The organism is Streptomyces sp. NPDC048461 (assembly GCF_055587105.1).
Map to the genome: position 1 here is coordinate 480,785 of NZ_JBVJGW010000001.1, position 17,015 is coordinate 497,799.

General features: G+C 72.8%; 14 protein-coding genes. 8 read left to right on the top strand and 6 right to left on the bottom strand.

Features of this window, described 5'->3' with window-relative positions; translation table 11 throughout:
• The first annotated feature begins 12 nt into the window (after nucleotides 1-12).
• From ilvN to serA, 3 genes are all read left to right on the top strand, one after another.
• Nucleotides 13-537 (top strand): acetolactate synthase small subunit, encoded by a 525-nt coding sequence (ilvN, locus tag ACZ6S8_RS02100; RefSeq protein WP_069922074.1) that lies wholly within the window; start codon nucleotides 13-15, stop codon nucleotides 535-537.
• 137 nt (nucleotides 538-674) lie between these two features.
• Nucleotides 675-1,676, top strand: a complete 1,002-nt coding sequence (ilvC, locus tag ACZ6S8_RS02105) for a ketol-acid reductoisomerase (protein WP_469451582.1) — start codon at nucleotides 675-677, stop codon at nucleotides 1,674-1,676.
• A 302-nt stretch (nucleotides 1,677-1,978) separates the two neighbouring features.
• Nucleotides 1,979-3,568 (top strand): phosphoglycerate dehydrogenase, encoded by a 1,590-nt coding sequence (serA, locus tag ACZ6S8_RS02110; RefSeq protein ID WP_469451584.1) that lies wholly within the window; start codon nucleotides 1,979-1,981, stop codon nucleotides 3,566-3,568.
• 80 nt (nucleotides 3,569-3,648) lie between these two features.
• Here serA and ACZ6S8_RS02115 read toward each other — a convergent pair whose 3' ends face one another.
• A complete protein-coding gene (locus ACZ6S8_RS02115; protein ID WP_469451586.1) occupies nucleotides 3,649-5,205 on the bottom strand; it encodes an MFS transporter in 1,557 nt (518 codons plus the stop codon).
• 89 nt (nucleotides 5,206-5,294) lie between these two features.
• On the opposite strand from ACZ6S8_RS02115, the gene ACZ6S8_RS02120 reads away from it, so the two are divergent.
• Nucleotides 5,295-5,915 carry a TetR/AcrR family transcriptional regulator gene (locus ACZ6S8_RS02120; protein WP_469451587.1) on the top strand — a complete coding sequence of 207 codons (621 nt, stop codon included), beginning with the start codon at nucleotides 5,295-5,297 and terminating at the stop codon, nucleotides 5,913-5,915.
• A 140-nt stretch (nucleotides 5,916-6,055) separates the two neighbouring features.
• Here the strand turns inward: ACZ6S8_RS02120 and ACZ6S8_RS02125 are convergent, their stop codons facing one another.
• Nucleotides 6,056-7,030: an NAD(P)-dependent alcohol dehydrogenase gene (locus ACZ6S8_RS02125; protein WP_469451588.1), complete on the bottom strand. Its 975-nt coding sequence runs from the start codon at nucleotides 7,028-7,030 to the stop codon at nucleotides 6,056-6,058.
• A 217-nt stretch (nucleotides 7,031-7,247) separates the two neighbouring features.
• Nucleotides 7,248-8,531: a PucR family transcriptional regulator gene (locus ACZ6S8_RS02130; RefSeq protein ID WP_469451590.1), complete on the bottom strand. Its 1,284-nt coding sequence runs from the start codon at nucleotides 8,529-8,531 to the stop codon at nucleotides 7,248-7,250.
• Between the two features lie 184 nt (nucleotides 8,532-8,715).
• Between ACZ6S8_RS02130 and ACZ6S8_RS02135 the strand changes: the two genes are divergently transcribed.
• A complete protein-coding gene (locus ACZ6S8_RS02135; protein ID WP_469451591.1) occupies nucleotides 8,716-9,642 on the top strand; it encodes a proline dehydrogenase family protein in 927 nt (308 codons plus the stop codon).
• Between the two features lie 31 nt (nucleotides 9,643-9,673).
• A complete protein-coding gene (gene pruA / locus ACZ6S8_RS02140) occupies nucleotides 9,674-11,305 on the top strand; it encodes an L-glutamate gamma-semialdehyde dehydrogenase (protein ID WP_469451592.1) in 1,632 nt (543 codons plus the stop codon).
• A 96-nt stretch (nucleotides 11,306-11,401) separates the two neighbouring features.
• On the opposite strand, the gene ACZ6S8_RS02145 is transcribed toward pruA, so the two are convergent.
• Nucleotides 11,402-12,103: a nitroreductase family protein gene (locus ACZ6S8_RS02145; RefSeq protein ID WP_469451594.1), complete on the bottom strand. Its 702-nt coding sequence runs from the start codon at nucleotides 12,101-12,103 to the stop codon at nucleotides 11,402-11,404.
• Nucleotides 12,104-12,249: 146 nt separating this feature from the next.
• On the opposite strand from ACZ6S8_RS02145, the gene ACZ6S8_RS02150 reads away from it, so the two are divergent.
• Entirely contained in the window at nucleotides 12,250-12,789 is a 540-nt protein-coding gene (locus ACZ6S8_RS02150; protein ID WP_469451595.1) for a GNAT family N-acetyltransferase, read from the top strand.
• A gap of 6 nt (nucleotides 12,790-12,795) precedes the next feature.
• Here ACZ6S8_RS02150 and ACZ6S8_RS02155 read toward each other — a convergent pair whose 3' ends face one another.
• Both ACZ6S8_RS02155 and ACZ6S8_RS02160 read right to left on the bottom strand, forming a co-directional pair.
• Nucleotides 12,796-14,826, bottom strand: a complete 2,031-nt coding sequence (locus ACZ6S8_RS02155) for a phosphocholine-specific phospholipase C (protein ID WP_469451596.1) — start codon at nucleotides 14,824-14,826, stop codon at nucleotides 12,796-12,798.
• Nucleotides 14,827-14,945: 119 nt separating this feature from the next.
• On the bottom strand, nucleotides 14,946-15,959 hold the full coding sequence (locus ACZ6S8_RS02160; protein WP_469451597.1) for an NADP-dependent oxidoreductase: 1,014 nt from the start codon (nucleotides 15,957-15,959) through the stop codon (nucleotides 14,946-14,948).
• 101 nt (nucleotides 15,960-16,060) lie between these two features.
• Here ACZ6S8_RS02160 and ACZ6S8_RS02165 point away from each other — a divergent pair, with 101 nt between their 5' ends.
• Complete coding sequence (locus tag ACZ6S8_RS02165) at nucleotides 16,061-16,948, top strand: LysR family transcriptional regulator (protein ID WP_469451598.1); 888 nt, start codon at nucleotides 16,061-16,063, stop codon at nucleotides 16,946-16,948.
• Nucleotides 16,949-17,015: the final 67 nt, after the last annotated feature.

Here is a 17,015-nt window from a genome sequence, read left to right on the forward strand (position 1 = left end):
AGAACGACCCACATGTCCAAGCACACGCTCTCCGTCCTGGTCGAGAACACGCCCGGCATCCTCGCCCGGATCGCCGCGCTGTTCTCCCGCCGCGGGTTCAACATCGACTCCCTCGCGGTCGGTGTCACCGAGCACCCCGACATCTCGCGCATCACCATCGTCGTGAACGTCGAGGACCTCCCGCTCGAACAGGTGACCAAGCAGCTCAACAAGCTGGTCAACGTGCTCAAGATCGTCGAGCTGGAGCCGCACAACGCCATCGAGCGCGAACTCGTCCTGGTGAAGGTCCGCGCCGACAACGAGACCCGCTCGCAGATCGTCGAGATCGTGCAGCTGTTCCGCGCCAAGACGGTCGACGTCTCCCCGGAGGCCGTCACCATCGAGGCCACCGGCGGCACCGACAAGCTGGGCGCGATGCTCAAGATGCTGGAGCCCTTCGGCATCAAGGAGCTCGTCCAGTCCGGCACGATCGCCATAGGGCGCGGCGGCCGGTCCATCACGGACCGCAGCCTGCGCGCGCTCGACCGCAGCGCCTGACTGCAGCGCCCCGGCCGCGGCTCCGACCGCGGCCGGCCGACCGACACGCCCCCGCCCGCATGGCGAGACCGGCGAACTCAGATTCCGTTCCCCGCCGTACGGTGGGTGCAACACCAGCGCACCAAGGAGATATCCCAGTGGCCGAGCTGTTCTACGAGAACGACGCCGACCTGTCCATCATCCAGGGCCGCAAGGTCGCTGTCATCGGCTACGGCAGCCAGGGCCACGCCCACGCGCTGTCGCTCCGTGACTCCGGCGTCGACGTCGTCGTCGGCCTGAAGGAGGGCTCGAAGTCCAAGGCCAAGGCCGAGGAGCAGGGTCTCAAGGTCGTTCCGGTGTCCGAGGCCGCCGCCTGGGCGAACGTCATCATGATCCTCACCCCGGACCCGCTCCAGGCCGAGATCTACGAGGAGTCCATCAAGGACCACCTCGAGGAGGGCGACGCGCTCTTCTTCGGCCACGGCTTCAACGTCCGCTACGGCTTCATCAAGCCCCCGGCCCACGTGGACGTCGCCCTGGTCGCCCCGAAGGGCCCGGGCCACCTGGTCCGCCGCCAGTACGAGGAAGGCCGCGGCGTGCCCTGCATCGCCGCCGTCGAGCAGGACCACTCGGGCAGTGCCTTCGCCCTCGCGCTCTCCTACGCGGCCGGCATCGGCGGCACCCGCGCCGGTGTCATCAAGACCACCTTCACCGAGGAGACCGAGACCGACCTGTTCGGTGAGCAGGCCGTCCTCTGCGGTGGCGCCTCCGCCCTGGTCAAGGCCGGTTTCGAGACCCTGACCGAGGCCGGCTACCAGCCGGAGATCGCGTACTTCGAGTGCCTGCACGAGCTGAAGCTCATCGTGGACCTCATGTACGAGGGCGGCCTGGAGAAGATGCGCTGGTCGGTCTCCGAGACCGCCGAGTGGGGCGACTACATCACCGGCCCCCGCGTCATCACCGACGCCACCAAGGCCGAGATGAAGAAGGTCCTCGCGGAGATCCAGAGCGGCGAGTTCGCCAACACCTGGATGGCCGAGTACAAGGCCGGTCTGCCGAAGTACAACGCGTACAAGAAGGCCGACGAGGAGCACCTGCTGGAGACCACCGGCAAGAAGCTGCGCAAGCTCATGAGCTGGGTCGACAGCGACGAGAGCTGATCTCGCGGCGGGGGGGGGGGGGGGGGGGGGGGGGGGGCCCCCCCCCCCCCCCCCCCCCGCCGCACACCACCGGACGGCCGGGACGGGTCCGGACGCCGCCCTTCCGGAGGGCGGCTTGTCCACCCCGGCCAACCACGGACGGGTGATCCTTCCGTACAGGCGGAAATCCGGGCCGCCAACGCCACTACACTGCTCAACACATACGCGTCAGGCCCACAGTGTCGTGCGTCTTCCACGCGGCTACCCCCTCCACGCCTGCGGCCGTCGGGACGGCCGTCCGCACTGGACTTGTGAGGACCCACGTGAGCTCGAAACCTGTCGTACTCATCGCCGAAGAGCTGTCGCCCGCAACGGTGGACGCACTCGGTCCGGACTTCGAGATCCGGCACGTCAACGGCGCCGACCGCGCCGAGCTGCTGCCCGCGATCGTCGACGCCGACGCGATCCTCGTCCGCTCCGCGACCAAGGTCGACGCCGAGGCCATCGCCGCGGCGAAGAAGCTGAGGGTCGTCGCCCGCGCCGGTGTCGGTCTGGACAACGTCGACGTCTCCGCCGCCACCAAGGCCGGCGTGATGGTCGTCAACGCCCCGACCTCCAACATCGTGACCGCCGCCGAGCTCGCCTGCGGCCTGCTCGTCGCCACCGCGCGCCACATCCCGCAGGCCAACACCGCGCTCAAGAACGGCGAGTGGAAGCGGAACAAGTACACCGGCGTCGAGCTGAGCGAGAAGACCCTCGGTGTCGTCGGCCTTGGCCGCATCGGCGTCCTGGTCGCCCAGCGCATGTCGGCCTTCGGCATGAAGATCGTCGCGTACGACCCCTACGTGCAGCCCGCGCGCGCCGCCCAGATGGGCGTCAAGATGCTGACGCTGGACGAGCTCCTGGAGGTCGCCGACTTCATCACCGTGCACCTGCCGAAGACCCCCGAGACCCTCGGTCTCATCGGGGACGAGGCCCTGCACAAGGTGAAGCCGTCCGTCCGCATCGTCAACGCCGCCCGCGGCGGGATCGTGGACGAGGCCGCGCTGTACACGGCCATCAAGGAGGGCCGCGTCGCCGGCGCCGGACTCGACGTGTACGCGAAGGAACCCTGCACGGACTCCCCGCTCTTCGAGCTCGACCAGGTCGTCTGCACCCCGCACCTCGGCGCGTCCACGGACGAGGCCCAGGAGAAGGCCGGTGTCTCGGTCGCCAAGTCGGTGCGCCTCGCGCTCGCCGGCGAGCTCGTGCCCGACGCGGTCAACGTCCAGGGCGGCGTCATCGCCGAGGACGTCCGTCCGGGCCTGCCCCTCGCCGAGAAGCTCGGCCGCATCTTCACCGCCCTGGCGGGCGAGGTCGCGGTCCGTCTCGACGTCGAGGTCTGCGGCGAGATCACCCAGCACGACGTCAAGGTGCTCGAACTCTCCGCGCTCAAGGGCGTGTTCGAGGACGTCGTCGACGAGACGGTCTCCTACGTCAACGCCCCGCTGTTCGCGCAGGAGCGCGGCGTCGAGGTGCGGCTGACGACGAGCTCGGAGTCCCCGGACCACCGCAACGTGGTGACCGTCCGCGGCACCCTGTCGGACGGCTCGGAGGTCTCGGTCTCCGGCACGCTCGCGGGTCCGAAGCACCTGCAGAAGATCGTCGGCATCGGCGAGTACGACGTGGACCTGGCGCTGGCCGACTTCATGGTCGTGCTGCGCTACACCGACCGCCCCGGCGTGGTCGGCACCGTCGGCCGCATCCTCGGCGAGGCCGGCCTGAACATCGCGGGCATGCAGGTCGCCCGTGCCGAGGAGGGCGGCGAGGCGCTCGTCGTCCTCACCGTCGACGCCGAGGTCCCGGGGGGCGTCCTCGCGGACATCTCCGAGGAGATCGGCGCCGCCTCGGCGCGCACGGTCAGCCTCGGCTGATCGCGCACACCCGCTGAACGGAGGAAGGGCCCGGGGGAGACCCCGGGCCCTTCCGCGTTCCACCGCCCGCGCCGCCCCCGTCAGGTGTACGTGCCCCCGGGCACGGGGGCTCCGGGTGCGGCGGCCGGTTCCGCCGCGGGCGGGGCGGGGGCTTCGGCCCGCCGCAGCAGGGTCGCGGCGAGCAGCGCCGCCCCGGCCAGCAGCAGCGCGCCGCCCCAGGCCGCGTACTGCATCCCGTGGACGAAGGCCTCGCGGGCCAGGTCCAGCACCCGGGCCCCCGCCGCCCCGCCGAGCTGGTGGGCGGTGGCCACGGCCCCGCCCAGGGTCTCCCGTACGGCGGGCTCGGAGTCCGCGAGGTCGCGGCGGTAGACCGCGGTGCCGATGCTGCCCAGTACGGCCATGCCGAGGGCGCCGCCGAACTCGGCGCCGGTCTCCAGCAGGGAGGCGGCGGAGCCGGCCTTCTCGGCGGGGGCCGCGCCGAGGGCCATGTCGGAGACGAGGGACATCACGGTGACGATCCCGGAGGCGAGGACGCCGGCCCCGGTCAGCGAGAGCCACAGGTCGTCGGTGTCCACCAGGCCGACCAGGAGGAAGCCGGCCGCGGCGAGGGCGAACCCGCCGGCGATGACCCGGGCCCGGCCCGCCGTCCGGGCCAGGGCGGCGGAGGCCGGGGCCGCGGCGCCGATGACGACCGAGGGGGCGAGGCTCCACAGCGCCGCTTCCAGGGGGCCCATGCCCAGCACGGACTGGAGGTACTGGGTGGTGAAGTAGGCCGATCCCATCATGGCGAAGGAGGCGACGGCGTTCAGGCCGATGCCCGCGCCGAAGCCGCGGTGGCGGAAGAGGTCCCGGCTGATCAGGGCGTCGTCCCGGGTGCGCTGGCGGCGTACGAAGGCGTATCCGAAGGCCAGGCCGACCGCGAGGCTGCCGCAGGAGAGCGGCTCCGGGCCCTCGGCGGCGATCTCCTTGAGCCCGTAGACGACCGGGAGCACGGCGGCCACCGACAGCGGGATGCTCGGCAGGTCCGCGCGGCCGGGGGCCGGGTCCTTGAACTCCGGGACCAGCACGGGGACCAGGACCAGGAGGAGCAGCATCGCGGGCACGTTGACGAGGAAGACCGAGCCCCAGTGGAAGTGGTCGAGCATCACCCCGCTCATGACCGAGCCGAGGGCGACGCCGCCGACCATGGCCCCGGACCAGATGGCGACGGCGCGGGCGCGCTGCCCGGCGTCCTGGAAGAGGTTGCGGACGAGGGCCAGCGTGGAGGGCATCAGGGTCGCGCCGCCGATGCCGAGCAGGACGCGAGCGGCGATCAGCATCTCGGCACTGGTGGCGAAGGCCGCGCCGACGGAGGCGAGACCGAAGGCGGTCGCACCGATCAGCAGCAGCTTGCGCCGGCCGATCCGGTCGCCGAGCGAGCCCATCGTGATCAGCAGGCCGGCGAGGGCGAAGGCGTAGCTGTCGAAGATCCAGAGCTGTTGGGTGGCGCTCGGGTCGAGCTCACGGGTGATGGCGGGGATGGCGAAGTAGAGGACGGAGACGTCCATCGAGACCAGGAGCAGCGGCAGCAACAGGACGGTGAAGGCGGTCCATTCGCGGCGGCCGGCGCGTCGCGCCGTGGCGGCGGGGTTCGTCATGAGGAGCAATGTACAGACGTTTAATACGGGTGTCTATGACGAGCGTATGGAACTTCTGTCTAGGACGGCCGTCTTGCTACCGTGGCGGCATGGGACATCGTGAAGATCTGCTCGAAGGTGCCAAGAAGTGCCTGGTCGAGAAGGGGTTCGTGCGCACGACGGCGCGCGACATCGTGAGTGCCTCCGGTACCAACCTGGCGTCCATCGGCTACCACTACGGCTCGAAGGACGCGCTTCTCACCCAGGCGTTCATCGCCTTGATGGAGGAGTGGGGCGAGGGCTTCCAAACCGGCCTGGGCGGCGAGGGCGGCTCGCTGGAGCGGTTCCGCGCGTTCTGGGAGGGCGTCCTGTCCGCACACGAGGAGTCGGGACCCGTCTGGTCGGCCAGCATGGAGGTGGCGCTGAGCGGGGAGCGGCTGCCCGAGCTGCGGGCGATGATCGCGGGCTCGCAGGCGCAGGGGCGCCGGGGGCTGATCGGCATGCTGACCGGCACCCCGGAGGACGAGCTGACGGACCGGGACGTGCGCACCCTGGGCGCCTTCTACCAGGCGCTGTTGAACGGCCTGATGATCCAGTGGCTCTTCGACCCGGCGACGGCGGCCACCGCCGAGGAGATCACCGAGGGAATGCGCCGGGCCGCCGGCGCGGCGCTGGGGGGCGGGGCGGCGGGAGCGGCCGCCGAGGGGTCCGCCGGCCGAGCGGGCAGCTGACGCGGCCACCGCCCGCCGGGGCCGTCCCGGGTGCGGTACGTCGCGAACCGGCGTGCGTGGGCCGGGCGTTGTGGGAACGGGCGGGTGGAGCGCCGCCGCCGCGGCCGGACGGGCGGCGGGCCGGCCGGCCGCGGCGGCCGTCACACGGTGATGACGACCTTGGCCCGCGCGTGCTCCACCTCGACGTAGCGGACGGCGTCGGCCACCTCGGCCAGCGGGTACGTGCGGTCGACGACCGGCGTCAGGCGTCCCGCCCCGACCAGCGCCGTCAGTGCCTCCAGGCCGTCGCGGTCCGGCGCCGCCGTGAGCACCCGCAGCCGCCGGCCGGCGAGGGGGGACAGCGCGTGGCCCCGCAGGACGAGCCCCATCGGGCCGAGCAGGCTGCCCCCTTCGGACACGCCGCCGCCGGACAGGACGAGCGTTCCCGTCGGGGTCAGCGCCCGGCGGTACGCGGTCAGCGAGCGGTTCCCCACCAGGTCGAACACGACGTCGTGGCGCCGCCCGCCCCGGGTGAAGTCCTCGCGGGCGTAGTCGAGGACGTGGTCGGCGCCGAGCGAGCGGACCAGCTCGGCGTTCCGCGCGCTGCACACGGCCGTCACCTCCGCGCCGAGGGCCTTGGCGATCTGCACGGCGAAGGTTCCCACCCCGCCCGACGCGCCGTTGACCAGGACCGTCCGTCCCGGCCCGACCCGCCCCAGGTCGCGCAGGCCCGCCAGTGCGGTGGTCCCCGCCAGCGGGAGGGCGGCCGCCTGCTCGAAGCTCAGGCCGGCCGGCTTCGGCGCCAGCCGTCCGGGTGCGGCGCACACGTACTCGGCGAACGTCCCGTCGGCCTCGCCGAACACCTCGTCGCCGGGGGCGAGTCCCCGGACGTCCCGGCCCACCGCCTCCACCCGGCCCGCGAAGTCCGTGCCCCGGACGCGGACCTTCGGTCTGCCGAGCCCGAACACCAGGCGGGCCAGGTACGGATCGCCCCGCACGTGGTGCCAGTCGCGGGCGTTGACCGAGGCCGCGCGGACCCGTACGAGCACCTCGCCGCCGGCGGGCACCGGCCGCTCGACCTCCCGCAGCTCCAGCACCTCGGGCGGGCCGTACCGGTCCTGGACGATCGCCTGCATCACGCCTCCGGGGTGCACGGGTTCCGTGCGGTGCGGGTCGGCCGGCCCGACGGCCGGCGCCACTCGCGACGCTAGGGGAGCGCGCTCCGTGCGGGCATCGGGGACGCCCCTGGCGGACGTCGGGGAGCGTCCCTAGGGGACGGCTCCGGTACGGGCCCCGGTACGGGTTCGGTACGGGCTCCGCGCGGCGCCCCGCCGGTGGTCGCAGGTGCTCCCGTCAGCCGTGCAGGTGGGATGCCTTGAGGGCCATGTGCAGCAGCAGGCGGTCCTCGCCCTCGCCCAGGTCGAGGCCGGTCAGCTGCTCCACCCGGGACAGGCGGTAGTACAGCGTCTGCCGGTGGATGCCCAGGGCCGCCGCCGCGCGGCCCGCCTGCCCGGCGGAGTCCAGGAACACCTCGGCCGTGCGCGCGAGTTCGCGATGGGCCGGGCCCAGCAGGGCGCGCGTCGACGGGTCGTCCACCGGGCCCGGGGCGAGCGCCGCCAGCAACCGGTACGGGCCGATCTGCGACCACTGGGCGACCGGTCCGAGCCGCGGCTGGGCCGCGGCCGCCCGCGCCGCGGCCAGGGCCTGGTCCCAGGCGCCGTGGAGGTCCGCGAGGGTGCGTACGGGGTCGCCCACGCCGGCGGTCACGACCTGCGGCGGCGCGGCGGATCCGCCGCCGGTGGCGCCGCCGCCCGAGCCGCCCGTGCCGTTCCGTGGTCCGGTCTGGGCGCCCGCGCCGGCCGTGGCGCCCGCGCCGCCCGCTCCCGCGCCGTCACCCGGGGTGCGGGGCAGCAGGCGGGCCACCGCCGTCAGCGCGGGGGCCAGGGCGTCCGTCGAGCGGAGCCGGACCAGCACCGCCAGCGCCTGGCCGCCCTCCGCGCCACCGCCCTCGGCCGCCGCCGCGCGGGGGACCACGCACACCGCCGCCGCGCCCGGTACCGTCCCCGGGGCGTCCCCGGTCCACGGCGCCACGCACACCGCCGCGTGGAGCCCGTCGCCGCCCGGCCCCAGCGCCGCCCGGAGCGCCGCCACCGCCATGTCCCGCTGCCACCCCCGTGCGGCGGTGAGCACCGCCAGGAACTCCCGCGACAGGTCGGCCCCTGCCTTCGCCTCCTCGGCCAGCAGGGTCCCGACCCGCTCCGCCACCTCCATGGCCGCGGCGAGGGCCTCCGGCCCGGGGCCGGGCTCCTGGTCGAGGAGCCACACGTAGCCCTGGACGATGCCCCGGTACCGCACCGGCAGGCAGATCCGCCCCCGGAACACCCCCGCGTCCGGCGCCGCCGGAATCCGTACGGGACCCGTGGCGCGGGCGATGCCGAAGCCCTCGAACCAGGAGCGCACGGCGGCCGTGGACTGCCGCGTCAGGATCGAGCGGGTCCGTACGGGGTCCATCGCGAGGTCGTCGTCGCTGTCGTGCGCGCCGAAGGCGATCAGGCGGAAGTCCCGGTTCTCCAGCGTCGCCGGGGCGCCGAGCAGCGCCGAGATCTCGTCCACCAGGTCCTGGTAATCGCCCTTCACCCCGCCATTCTCCCACCTGCGGACCGGCCTCTCAGACATCTGTATGAGATCCGGGACACGGATGCGTGACAGCTGTCGATGGCAGAGGATCAAAGCGATCCTTAGGTTTCACGGTGGTTTTACTTGTGGTTTTGCCAGCGCTCCCGCTCGCGTTCTTCTACTGCCACCCGTTGGAGGTGCCCTCGTGCTGGGTCCCGTGATCCTCGCCGCCTCGCGCAGCGACAAGATGCGCCGCATCGTCTCCGCCGCCCCCGTGACCAAGCCCGTGGTGACCCGGTTCATCCCCGGCGAGACGGTCGACCAGGTCATCCCGATCGTCGAGGAGCTCACCCGCAACGGCCTCGAGGTCACCCTCGACGTGGTCGGCGAGGACATCACCGAGGTGGCGCAGTCGCACGCGGCCCGCGACGCGTACCTGCTGCTCATCGAGCGCCTCGCGGAGCTCGGCCTCGGCGAGAGCGTCGAGATGTCGGTGAAGCTGTCGATGTTCGGCCAGGCGCTGGAAGGCGGCCACGAGCTCGCCCTCGCCAACGTCCGCCCGGTCGTCGAGGCGGCCGCCGCCATCGGCACCACCGTGACCCTGGACGCCGAGGACCACACCACCCTCGACTCGATGTTCGCCATCCACGAGGAGCTGCGCCGCGACTTCCCGCAGACCGGATGCGTGATCCAGGCGTACCTGTTCCGCACGGAGGCCGACGCCCGCCGCCTGGCCGCCGCCGGCAGCCGCGTCCGCATCGTGAAGGGCGCCTACAAGGAGCCCGCCGAGGTCGCGTACCTGGACAAGGCCGAGATCGACAAGGCGTACGTCCGCATCATGAGGATCCTCATGGACGGCGAGGGCTACCCGATGATCGGGTCCCACGACCCGCGGCTGATCGCGATCGCCCAGGAGCTGGCACGGCAGGCCGGGCGCAAGCTCGACGAGTACGAGTTCCAGATGCTGTACGGCATCCGCGGCGAGGAGCACCTGCGGCTCGCCGCCGAGGGACACCGGATGCGCGTGTACACCGCGTACGGGACCGACTGGTACGGCTACTTCATGCGCCGCCTGGCGGAGAAGCCGGCCAACCTGCTCTTCTTCCTCCGCTCGATGATCACCAAGAACTAGCCAAGAACTAGGTCAAGGAGTTACCAGCCCCATGGATGCTGTGACCCAGGTCCCCGCGCCGGTCAACGAGCCGGTCCACTCGTACGCCCCCGGCACCCCGGAGCGCGCGCGGCTCGAAGAGCAGCTCAAGCAGCTGTCCGAGAACCCCATCGACCTTCCGATGACGATCAACGGCGTCAAGCGGATGGGCGGCGGCGAGCGCTTCGACGTGGTCCAGCCGCACGACCACAAGTCCGTCATCGGGACCTTCGCCCACGCCACCGAGGCCGACGCGCAGGAGGCGGTCGACGCCGCCCTCGCCGCCGCCCCGGCGTGGCGCGCGATGTCCTTCGACGACCGCGCTGCGATCATCCTGCGCGCCGCCGAGCTGCTGTCCGGCCCGTGGCGCGAGAAGCTGGCCGCCTCGACCATGCTGGGCCAGTCGAAGACGGCGCAGCAGGCCGAGATCGACACCCCGTGCGAGCTCGTCGACTTCTGGCGGTTCAACGTCCACTTCGCGCGCCGGATCCTGGCCGAGCAGCCGGTCGCGAACTCCGCCGGCGTGTGGAACCGCAGCGACCACCGCCCGCTCGAGGGCTTCGTGTACGCGATCACGCCGTTCAACTTCACGGCCATCGCCGGCAACCTGCCGACCGCGCCCGCCCTCATGGGCAACGTGGTCGTGTGGAAGCCGTCCCCGACGCAGACCCACTCCGCGGTCCTCCTCATGGAGCTGCTGGAGGAGGCCGGTCTCCCGAAGGGCGTCATCAACCTGGTCACGGGCGACGGCATCGCGGTCTCCGAGGTGGCCCTGAACCACCCCGAGCTGGCCGGCATCCACTTCACCGGCTCGACCAAGACCTTCCAGTACCTGTGGAAGACGGTCGGCAACAACATCGAGAAGTACAAGTCCTACCCGCGCCTGGTCGGCGAGACCGGCGGCAAGGACTTCGTCGTCGCGCACCCGTCCGCGGACCGCGCCACCCTGAAGACCGCCCTGACCCGCGGCTCCTTCGAGTACCAGGGCCAGAAGTGTTCGGCGTCCTCGCGCGCCTACGTTCCGGCCTCGATCTGGAACGACGGCTTCAAGGAGTCGCTCGCGGCCGAGGTGAACGGCATCGCCATGGGCGACGTCCGCGACCTCACCAACTTCATCGGCGCCGTCATCGACGAGCGTTCCTTCGCGAAGAACAAGGCCGCGATCGACCGCGCGGCCGCCGACCCGACCTGCGAGATCGTCGCGGGCGGCACGTACGACGACGCGGAGGGCTACTTCGTCCGCCCGACCGTCATCGCCTGCTCGGACCCGGAGAACGAGGTCTTCACGACCGAGTACTTCGGCCCGATCCTGGCCGTGCACGTCTACGACGACGCCGACTACGAGGCCGTGCTGGCCCAGATGGAGTCCGTCTCGGCGTACGCCCTGACCGGATCGATCATCGCCGCCGACCGCTACGCGGCGGCGGACGCGATGGAGAAGCTCCGCTTCGCGGCGGGCAACTTCTACATCAACGACAAGTCGACCGGCGCCGTCGTCGGCCAGCAGCCCTTCGGCGGCGGCCGCGCCTCGGGAACGAACGACAAGGCGGGCGCGGCGACGAACCTGCAGCGCTGGACGTCGACGCGCTCCATCAAGGAGACCCTGGTCGCGCCGACCGACTACCCGTACCCCCACATGGGCTGACCTCCCGGCCCCCTGAAACCCCGCCCCCGCTCCGGTACCCCCAAGTCCGGAGCGGGGGCGGTCCCATGTCGCGGCGGGCGGGCGCGGGGGAGGGGGTCAGACCTCCACGATGACCTGGTCCAGGGACTTGCGGACCAGGTCCGGGACCTCGCAGTCCGGGGCCGGGTAGCCCACCGGGATCACGGCGAAGGCCTTCTCGTTCTCTGGGCGGTTCAGGACGTGGCTGAGGAAGCGCATCGGGCTGGGGGTGTGGATCAGTGCGGCCAGCCCCGACAGGTGCAGGGCGGACAGCAGCATGCCGACCGCGATGCCGACCGACTCGTCGACGTAGTAGTGCTTGTGCTTCGTGCCGTCCGGGCCCAGCCAGTAGCGCTGCTGGAAGACCACGATCAGGGCCGGGGCGTCGGTGAGGTGGGTCTTCACGGCGTCCGTGCCCAGGGGGCGCAGGGCCGCGAGCCACTCGTCGCCGAGCCGGCCGTCGTACGAGAGCACCTCCTCCTGCTCGGCGGCGGCGCGGATCTGCTGCCGCACGGCCGGGTCCTTGACCAGGACGAAGGTCCACGGCTGCTGGTGGGCGCCGGACGGGGCGGTCGCGGCGCAGGCGACGGCGTCCCGCACGACCTGGTCGGGCACCGGGTCCGGGGAGAAGTGGCGTACGGTCCGCCGCTCGTCCATCCGCGCGCGCAACTCGGCGGCCCGCGCGAGGGATTCCGCACCCGGCATGCGCGCGGGCCGGTAGGGGGCGGAGCGGTACGGCTGGCCGTGGATCGGGGTCCACTGCTGGGTATCGGGCGACATGGGGCGAGTCTGCCGACGCAATGGTCCAGACCGCCAGGGTCGCGTCGGCCGAATCCGGCCGGTGGAAAGTGCGCGGCGTCCGCAATGCGGTCCTTGGTACGGTCGCGGGACGTCCACTCCCGGTACACCGACTGGCTGGAGCAGCGATGAGCACCCGGACCGTCCACACCTCGGAGCTGACCGCCGAGGAGCTCGCGGAGGTCCGTAGCCTGCTGCTCGGGGCGTTCGGCGGGGACTTCGGCGACGAGGACTTCGAGCACGCGCTCGGTGGCGTGCACGTCCTGGTGCGGGACGCCGACGGGCGGCTCGCCGCGCACGGGAGCGTCGTCCAGCGGCGGGCCGTGCACCGGGGGCGGGCGTTGCGGACGGGGTACGTGGAGGCCGTCGCCGTACGGGCCGACCGGCGCCGCCAGGGGCTCGGCGGGGTGGTCATGGACGGGCTGGAGCGGGTCATCGGGCGGGCCTACGTGCTCGGGGCGCTGTCGGCGTCCGAGGACGGGGCCGGGCTGTACGCCGGGCGCGGCTGGAGCGTGTGGGGCGGGCAGCTCGGGGTCCTCGGCCCCGGCGGGCCGGAGCGGCTCGCCGGGGAGGAGGGGTCCACCTACGTGTGGGCGTCGCCCGGCGGGGCCCTGCCGGACCCGGCTGGGCGGCTCGACTTCGACTGGCGCAACGGGGACGTGCTGTAGCCGCCGCTACGACCCCGTGACGCTCGGGGCTCCGGTCTCGATGTGGCCGGTGTAGCGGCGCGACCAGGTGCCGTCGGAGTCGGCCAGGATCGTGAAGTCGTACCAGCCGTTCTGGTACGCCACCGCGTTGAAGTGGTCCTCGCGGGAGGAGTTCGCCGGGACCGCGTAGGTCCACGGGCCGTCCGTGCGGTAGGCGTTGGAGCGGATCGTGAAGGTGACCGGGGCGGCGGAGGCGTTCGTCAGCCGGAAGTGGACCGCCGTCCTGCCGGTGCCCGGCTCGGTCGCGAAGCGGGCCGCGACCTCCAGGGCCTTGCCCGGCTTGGTCGCGTCGCCGATGAAGCGGCGCAGGAAGCGGTTCGGGCCGTGCATCGAGAGGTCGTACTTGCCGGAGCCGTGGCCCAGGCCGATGTTGAAGTAGTCCGTCGCGACCGCGCCCGGGTCCACGGTGTACTGCCAGGCCGCCGTGTCCCGGTGCTGGTGCGGGTGGATCGAGAAGTGCGCCGCCCGCTTCGCCTCGGCGCCCTGGTTGGACATGGAGAACCAGGCCAGGATCTTGCCGGCCGCCCCGAACTCGAAGCGGTCCAGGTTGCCGTTGACCTGGTACGGGAGCGCTCGCGCCGGGCGGGTGCCCGGCTCCTGCGCGGGGAGGGCGTTGTCCTGCGGGACCGGGTTCGGGAGCGGTGCGCAGGTGGACTGGCCGATCACCTTCGCGGTGGACGGGAGGCCCGCCGGGACGCCGTAGACCGGGTGCGCGAAGTCGAAGACGCCCGTCAGGTCGCCGGTCACCCGGCGGCGCCACGCGCTGATGTTCGGACAGGTGGCGGGCGTGCCGAGGGCGGCCGTCCACCGCTCCATGAACCGCAGCACCGAGGTGTGGTCGAAGACCTCCGAGCTCACCCAGCCGCCCCGCGTCCACGGGGACATCACGATCATCGGGACCCGGAAGCCGAGCCCGATCGGGAGGCCGTCCAGGTACTCGCCGGGCGTGCCGGGCGGGGCGACGGGCGGCGGAACGTGGTCGAAGAATCCGTCGTTCTCGTCGTAGTTCAGGAACAGGACGGTGGAGTCGAAGACCTCCGGGTTCGCGGCGAGCGCCCGGTAGACGAGGTCCACGAAGTGCGCGCCGTCACCGGGCGGGGCGTACGGGTGCTCGGAGAAGGCCTCGTTCGCCACGACCCAGGACACCTGCGGGAGCGTGCCGGCCACGGAGTCGGCGCGGATCGCCGCCGCGATGTCGTCCGGGGTGGAGCCGGTGACCCGTGGGACCGAGCTCATGCCCCGGTCCCACAGCGGGTTGCCGGGGGCCGCGTCGGTGAACTTCTTGAAGTAGGCCAGGCCGTTGTCCCCGTAGTTGTCCTGGGCGTTCTGGTAGACCTTCCAGCTCACGCCGGCCCGCTGGAGGGCCTCCGCGTACGTCTCCCAGGTCAGGCCGGACTCGTCCCCGCCGTCCTTGCTGCCCGCGTCGATCCTGCCGCTCCACAGGAAGGTGCGGTTCGGGCCGGTCGCGCTGAGCGCGGAGCAGAAGTAGCCGTCGCAGACCGTGTAGTGGTCGGCGAGCCCGTAGTGGAAGGGGATGTCGCCGCGGTCCAGGTAGCCGAGGGTGCGGGTGTTGCCGACGCCGGTGACGAAGTTGTCCATCCGGCCCTTGTTCCAGGCGGCGTGCTGCGAGGTCCAGCTGTGCGGGAGGTCGCCGTTGCACTGGGCGAGGGTCTCGCCGTCGGCCCCGCCCGCCGGCGGGGTGGCGGACAGCTTCCACGGGTACTGGCGGCCGCCCCAGTTGGGCTGGTTGAAGGCGCCCCACCCGCCGGGTATGTTGCCGGCCGCGCGGTCGCCGAAGCCCCGGACGCCCCGGAGCCTGCCGAAGTAGTGGTCGAAGCTGCGGTTCTCCTGCATCAGGATCACCACGTGCTTCACGTCGGTGAGGGTGCCGCTCGCGGCGGCGGCCGCCGCCGAGGCGGGCGCGGCGCCGGGCAGCGCCGCCCCCGCCACGAGTCCGGCGCCGATACCCACGAACCCTCGGCGGCTGATCGGTGTCACTGGCCCCTCGCCTCCCGCTCACGTGCCCCGGCGGCACATTGCCCGCAAGAGTGGCGGCACCCGCGCCAAAGGTCTACAGCCGTGCGGTAAGAACTCGGTGAACATCGGTGTGGCCCGGTTCAGCCGTCCAGACGGACCAGCATCTTGCCCAGGTTGTCGCCCCTGAGCATGCCCCTGAACGCCTCCACCGTGTGCTCGAAGCCCTGCACAACGGTGGTGTCGGTGCCGATCCGGCCGCTCCGCAGGTGGGGTACGAGGAAGTCCTCCAGTTCGTCCTGCAGATTGGTGTGATTGCGAACCAATACCCCTTCCAGGCGCAGCGACTTGTGTACGACCTCGAAGAGGTTGCGGGGCGCGGCGGGGGAGCGGTCGCCGTTGTACATCGACACGGCGCCGACCCAGGCGATGCGCCCGTACTCGCGCAAGCCGTCGATCGCGCCCGCCAGGTGGTCGCCGCCCACGTTGTCCACGTAGACGTCGATGCCGTCGGGTGCGGCCCGCGCGAGCTGCTCGCCGACCGGCCCGTCGTGGTAGTCGAAGGCCGCGTCGAAGCCGAGCTCCCCGGTGAGGTGACGGACCTTCGCCGCCGAGCCCGCGCTGCCGATGATCCGGCCGGCGCCGAGCAGCCGGGCGATGCGGCCGGCGGCCGTGCCGACGCCGCCGGCCGCGGCGGAGACGAAGAGGTCCTCGCCCGCGCGCAGGGCCGCGGTCCGGGTCAGGGCGGCGTACGCGGTCAGGCCGGTGCCGCCGAGGATCGAGAGGTAGGCCTCCAGCGGGATCCCCTCGTGGCCGCGGAGCCTGCGGGTGCCGTCCGCGCCGAGGGTGACGAGGGAGTGCGTGCGCCAGCCCGCGCGGTGGAAGACGAGGTCGCCCTCGGCCAGGCCCGGGTCGCGGGAGGCGGTCACCCGGCCCACCGCCCGCCCCTCCAGCGGGGTGTTCAGCTCGAAGCCGCCCTCGCTGCCGTCCATCAGGCCGCGGTGGTACGGGTCCACCGAGAGCAGCAGGTTCTCCACCAGCGCGGTCCCGGGGGCGGGCTCCGGAACCGGGAAGGAGACGCGGGCGAAGTCGGCGGCGGCCGGGAAGCCGGCGGGGCGGGCGGTCTGGTGGACGGCGTGGGCCGTGCGCGTGGTCATGGGCCCGACGCTAGGAAGGAATCCCCCGGCCGGGCAGGGGGTTGCGCTCATGGAAGCCGCACGCCCATGCATCACGCTCATAGAACGAGGTGGGAGCCCCCGTGGCCGATCTCCTCCCGCAGGAACTCCGGATCCTGGTCGCCGTCGCCGAGACCGGCGGCTTCTCCGCCGCGGCAGCCGTGCTCGGCCTGACCCAGTCCGCGGTCTCGCACGCGGTGCGCGGCACCGAGGCCAAGGTCGGCGCCGTCCTCTTCGAGCGGGGGCGCACCGGCGCCCGCCCCACCCCGGCGGGGGAGCGGGCCGCGGCCCACGCCCGCCGCATCCTGCGGCTGTACGAGGTCATGGGCGAGGAGGTGCGCGGCGCCGGCCGGGCCGCCCCGGACCGGGACGCCGTCGAGGGGGTCCTGCGCATCGCGGCGTTCCGCAGCGCGGCCCTGCACCTGCTGCCGCCCGCCCTGGAGCGGCTCGCCGCCCGGCACCCCGGCATCCGCCCCGAGGTGCGGGTGGTGCGCGAACTCGGCCCCGGCGTCGCCGGGGAGGTCGCGGCCGGCCGCGCCGACCTCGGCATCGCGACCCTGGGCGGCGGATCCGGGGACCTGCCGCCGGGGCTGCTGGGCGGGGTGCTCGTGGAGGAGGCGTACGCCCTGGTCCACCCGGCGGGACACCCGGACCCGAGGGCGCTGCCGCTCCTGGACTGGGACGAGAACTGCGGTTCCGCCACGCGCGCGTGGTGGCGGGCCCAGGACTGGATCCCGCGGGCCACCGTCAAGGCCGAGGACGACGGGATGGTGCTGACGATGGTCGGCCGCGGCCTCGGCATGGCGATCCTCCCGGAACTGTCCCTGCGGGAGGCCGTCCCGGGCGTGGAGATCACCGGTCTGGGCTCCCCGCGCCCCGTGAGGACGGTGGGATACGTCACCACGGCGGAATCTGCGGCGACCCGCACGGTGAGGGCTCTGATCAGGGAACTCCGCTCCAGGAAGGGCTGAAACGGACGTCCGCCGGGGGGTCCGCGGCCGGCTCCGGCGTCTCAGATAGTAGGAAGTCCGAGTAAGT

Bases quoted from the DNA above. Each gene is read 5' to 3' on its own strand.
- ilvN (WP_069922074.1), top strand. From the start codon at position 13: ATGTCCAAGCACACGCTCTCCGTCCTGGTCGAGAACACGCCCGGCATC.
- ACZ6S8_RS02115 (WP_469451586.1), bottom strand. From the start codon at position 5,205: ATGACGAACCCCGCCGCCACGGCGCGACGCGCCGGCCGCCGCGAATGG.
- ACZ6S8_RS02120 (WP_469451587.1), top strand. From the start codon at position 5,295: ATGGGACATCGTGAAGATCTGCTCGAAGGTGCCAAGAAGTGCCTGGTC.
- ACZ6S8_RS02125 (WP_469451588.1), bottom strand. From the start codon at position 7,030: ATGCAGGCGATCGTCCAGGACCGGTACGGCCCGCCCGAGGTGCTGGAG.
- pruA (WP_469451592.1), top strand. From the start codon at position 9,674: ATGGATGCTGTGACCCAGGTCCCCGCGCCGGTCAACGAGCCGGTCCAC.
- ACZ6S8_RS02145 (WP_469451594.1), bottom strand. From the start codon at position 12,103: ATGTCGCCCGATACCCAGCAGTGGACCCCGATCCACGGCCAGCCGTAC.
- ACZ6S8_RS02150 (WP_469451595.1), top strand. From the start codon at position 12,250: ATGAGCACCCGGACCGTCCACACCTCGGAGCTGACCGCCGAGGAGCTC.
- ACZ6S8_RS02160 (WP_469451597.1), bottom strand. From the start codon at position 15,959: ATGACCACGCGCACGGCCCACGCCGTCCACCAGACCGCCCGCCCCGCC.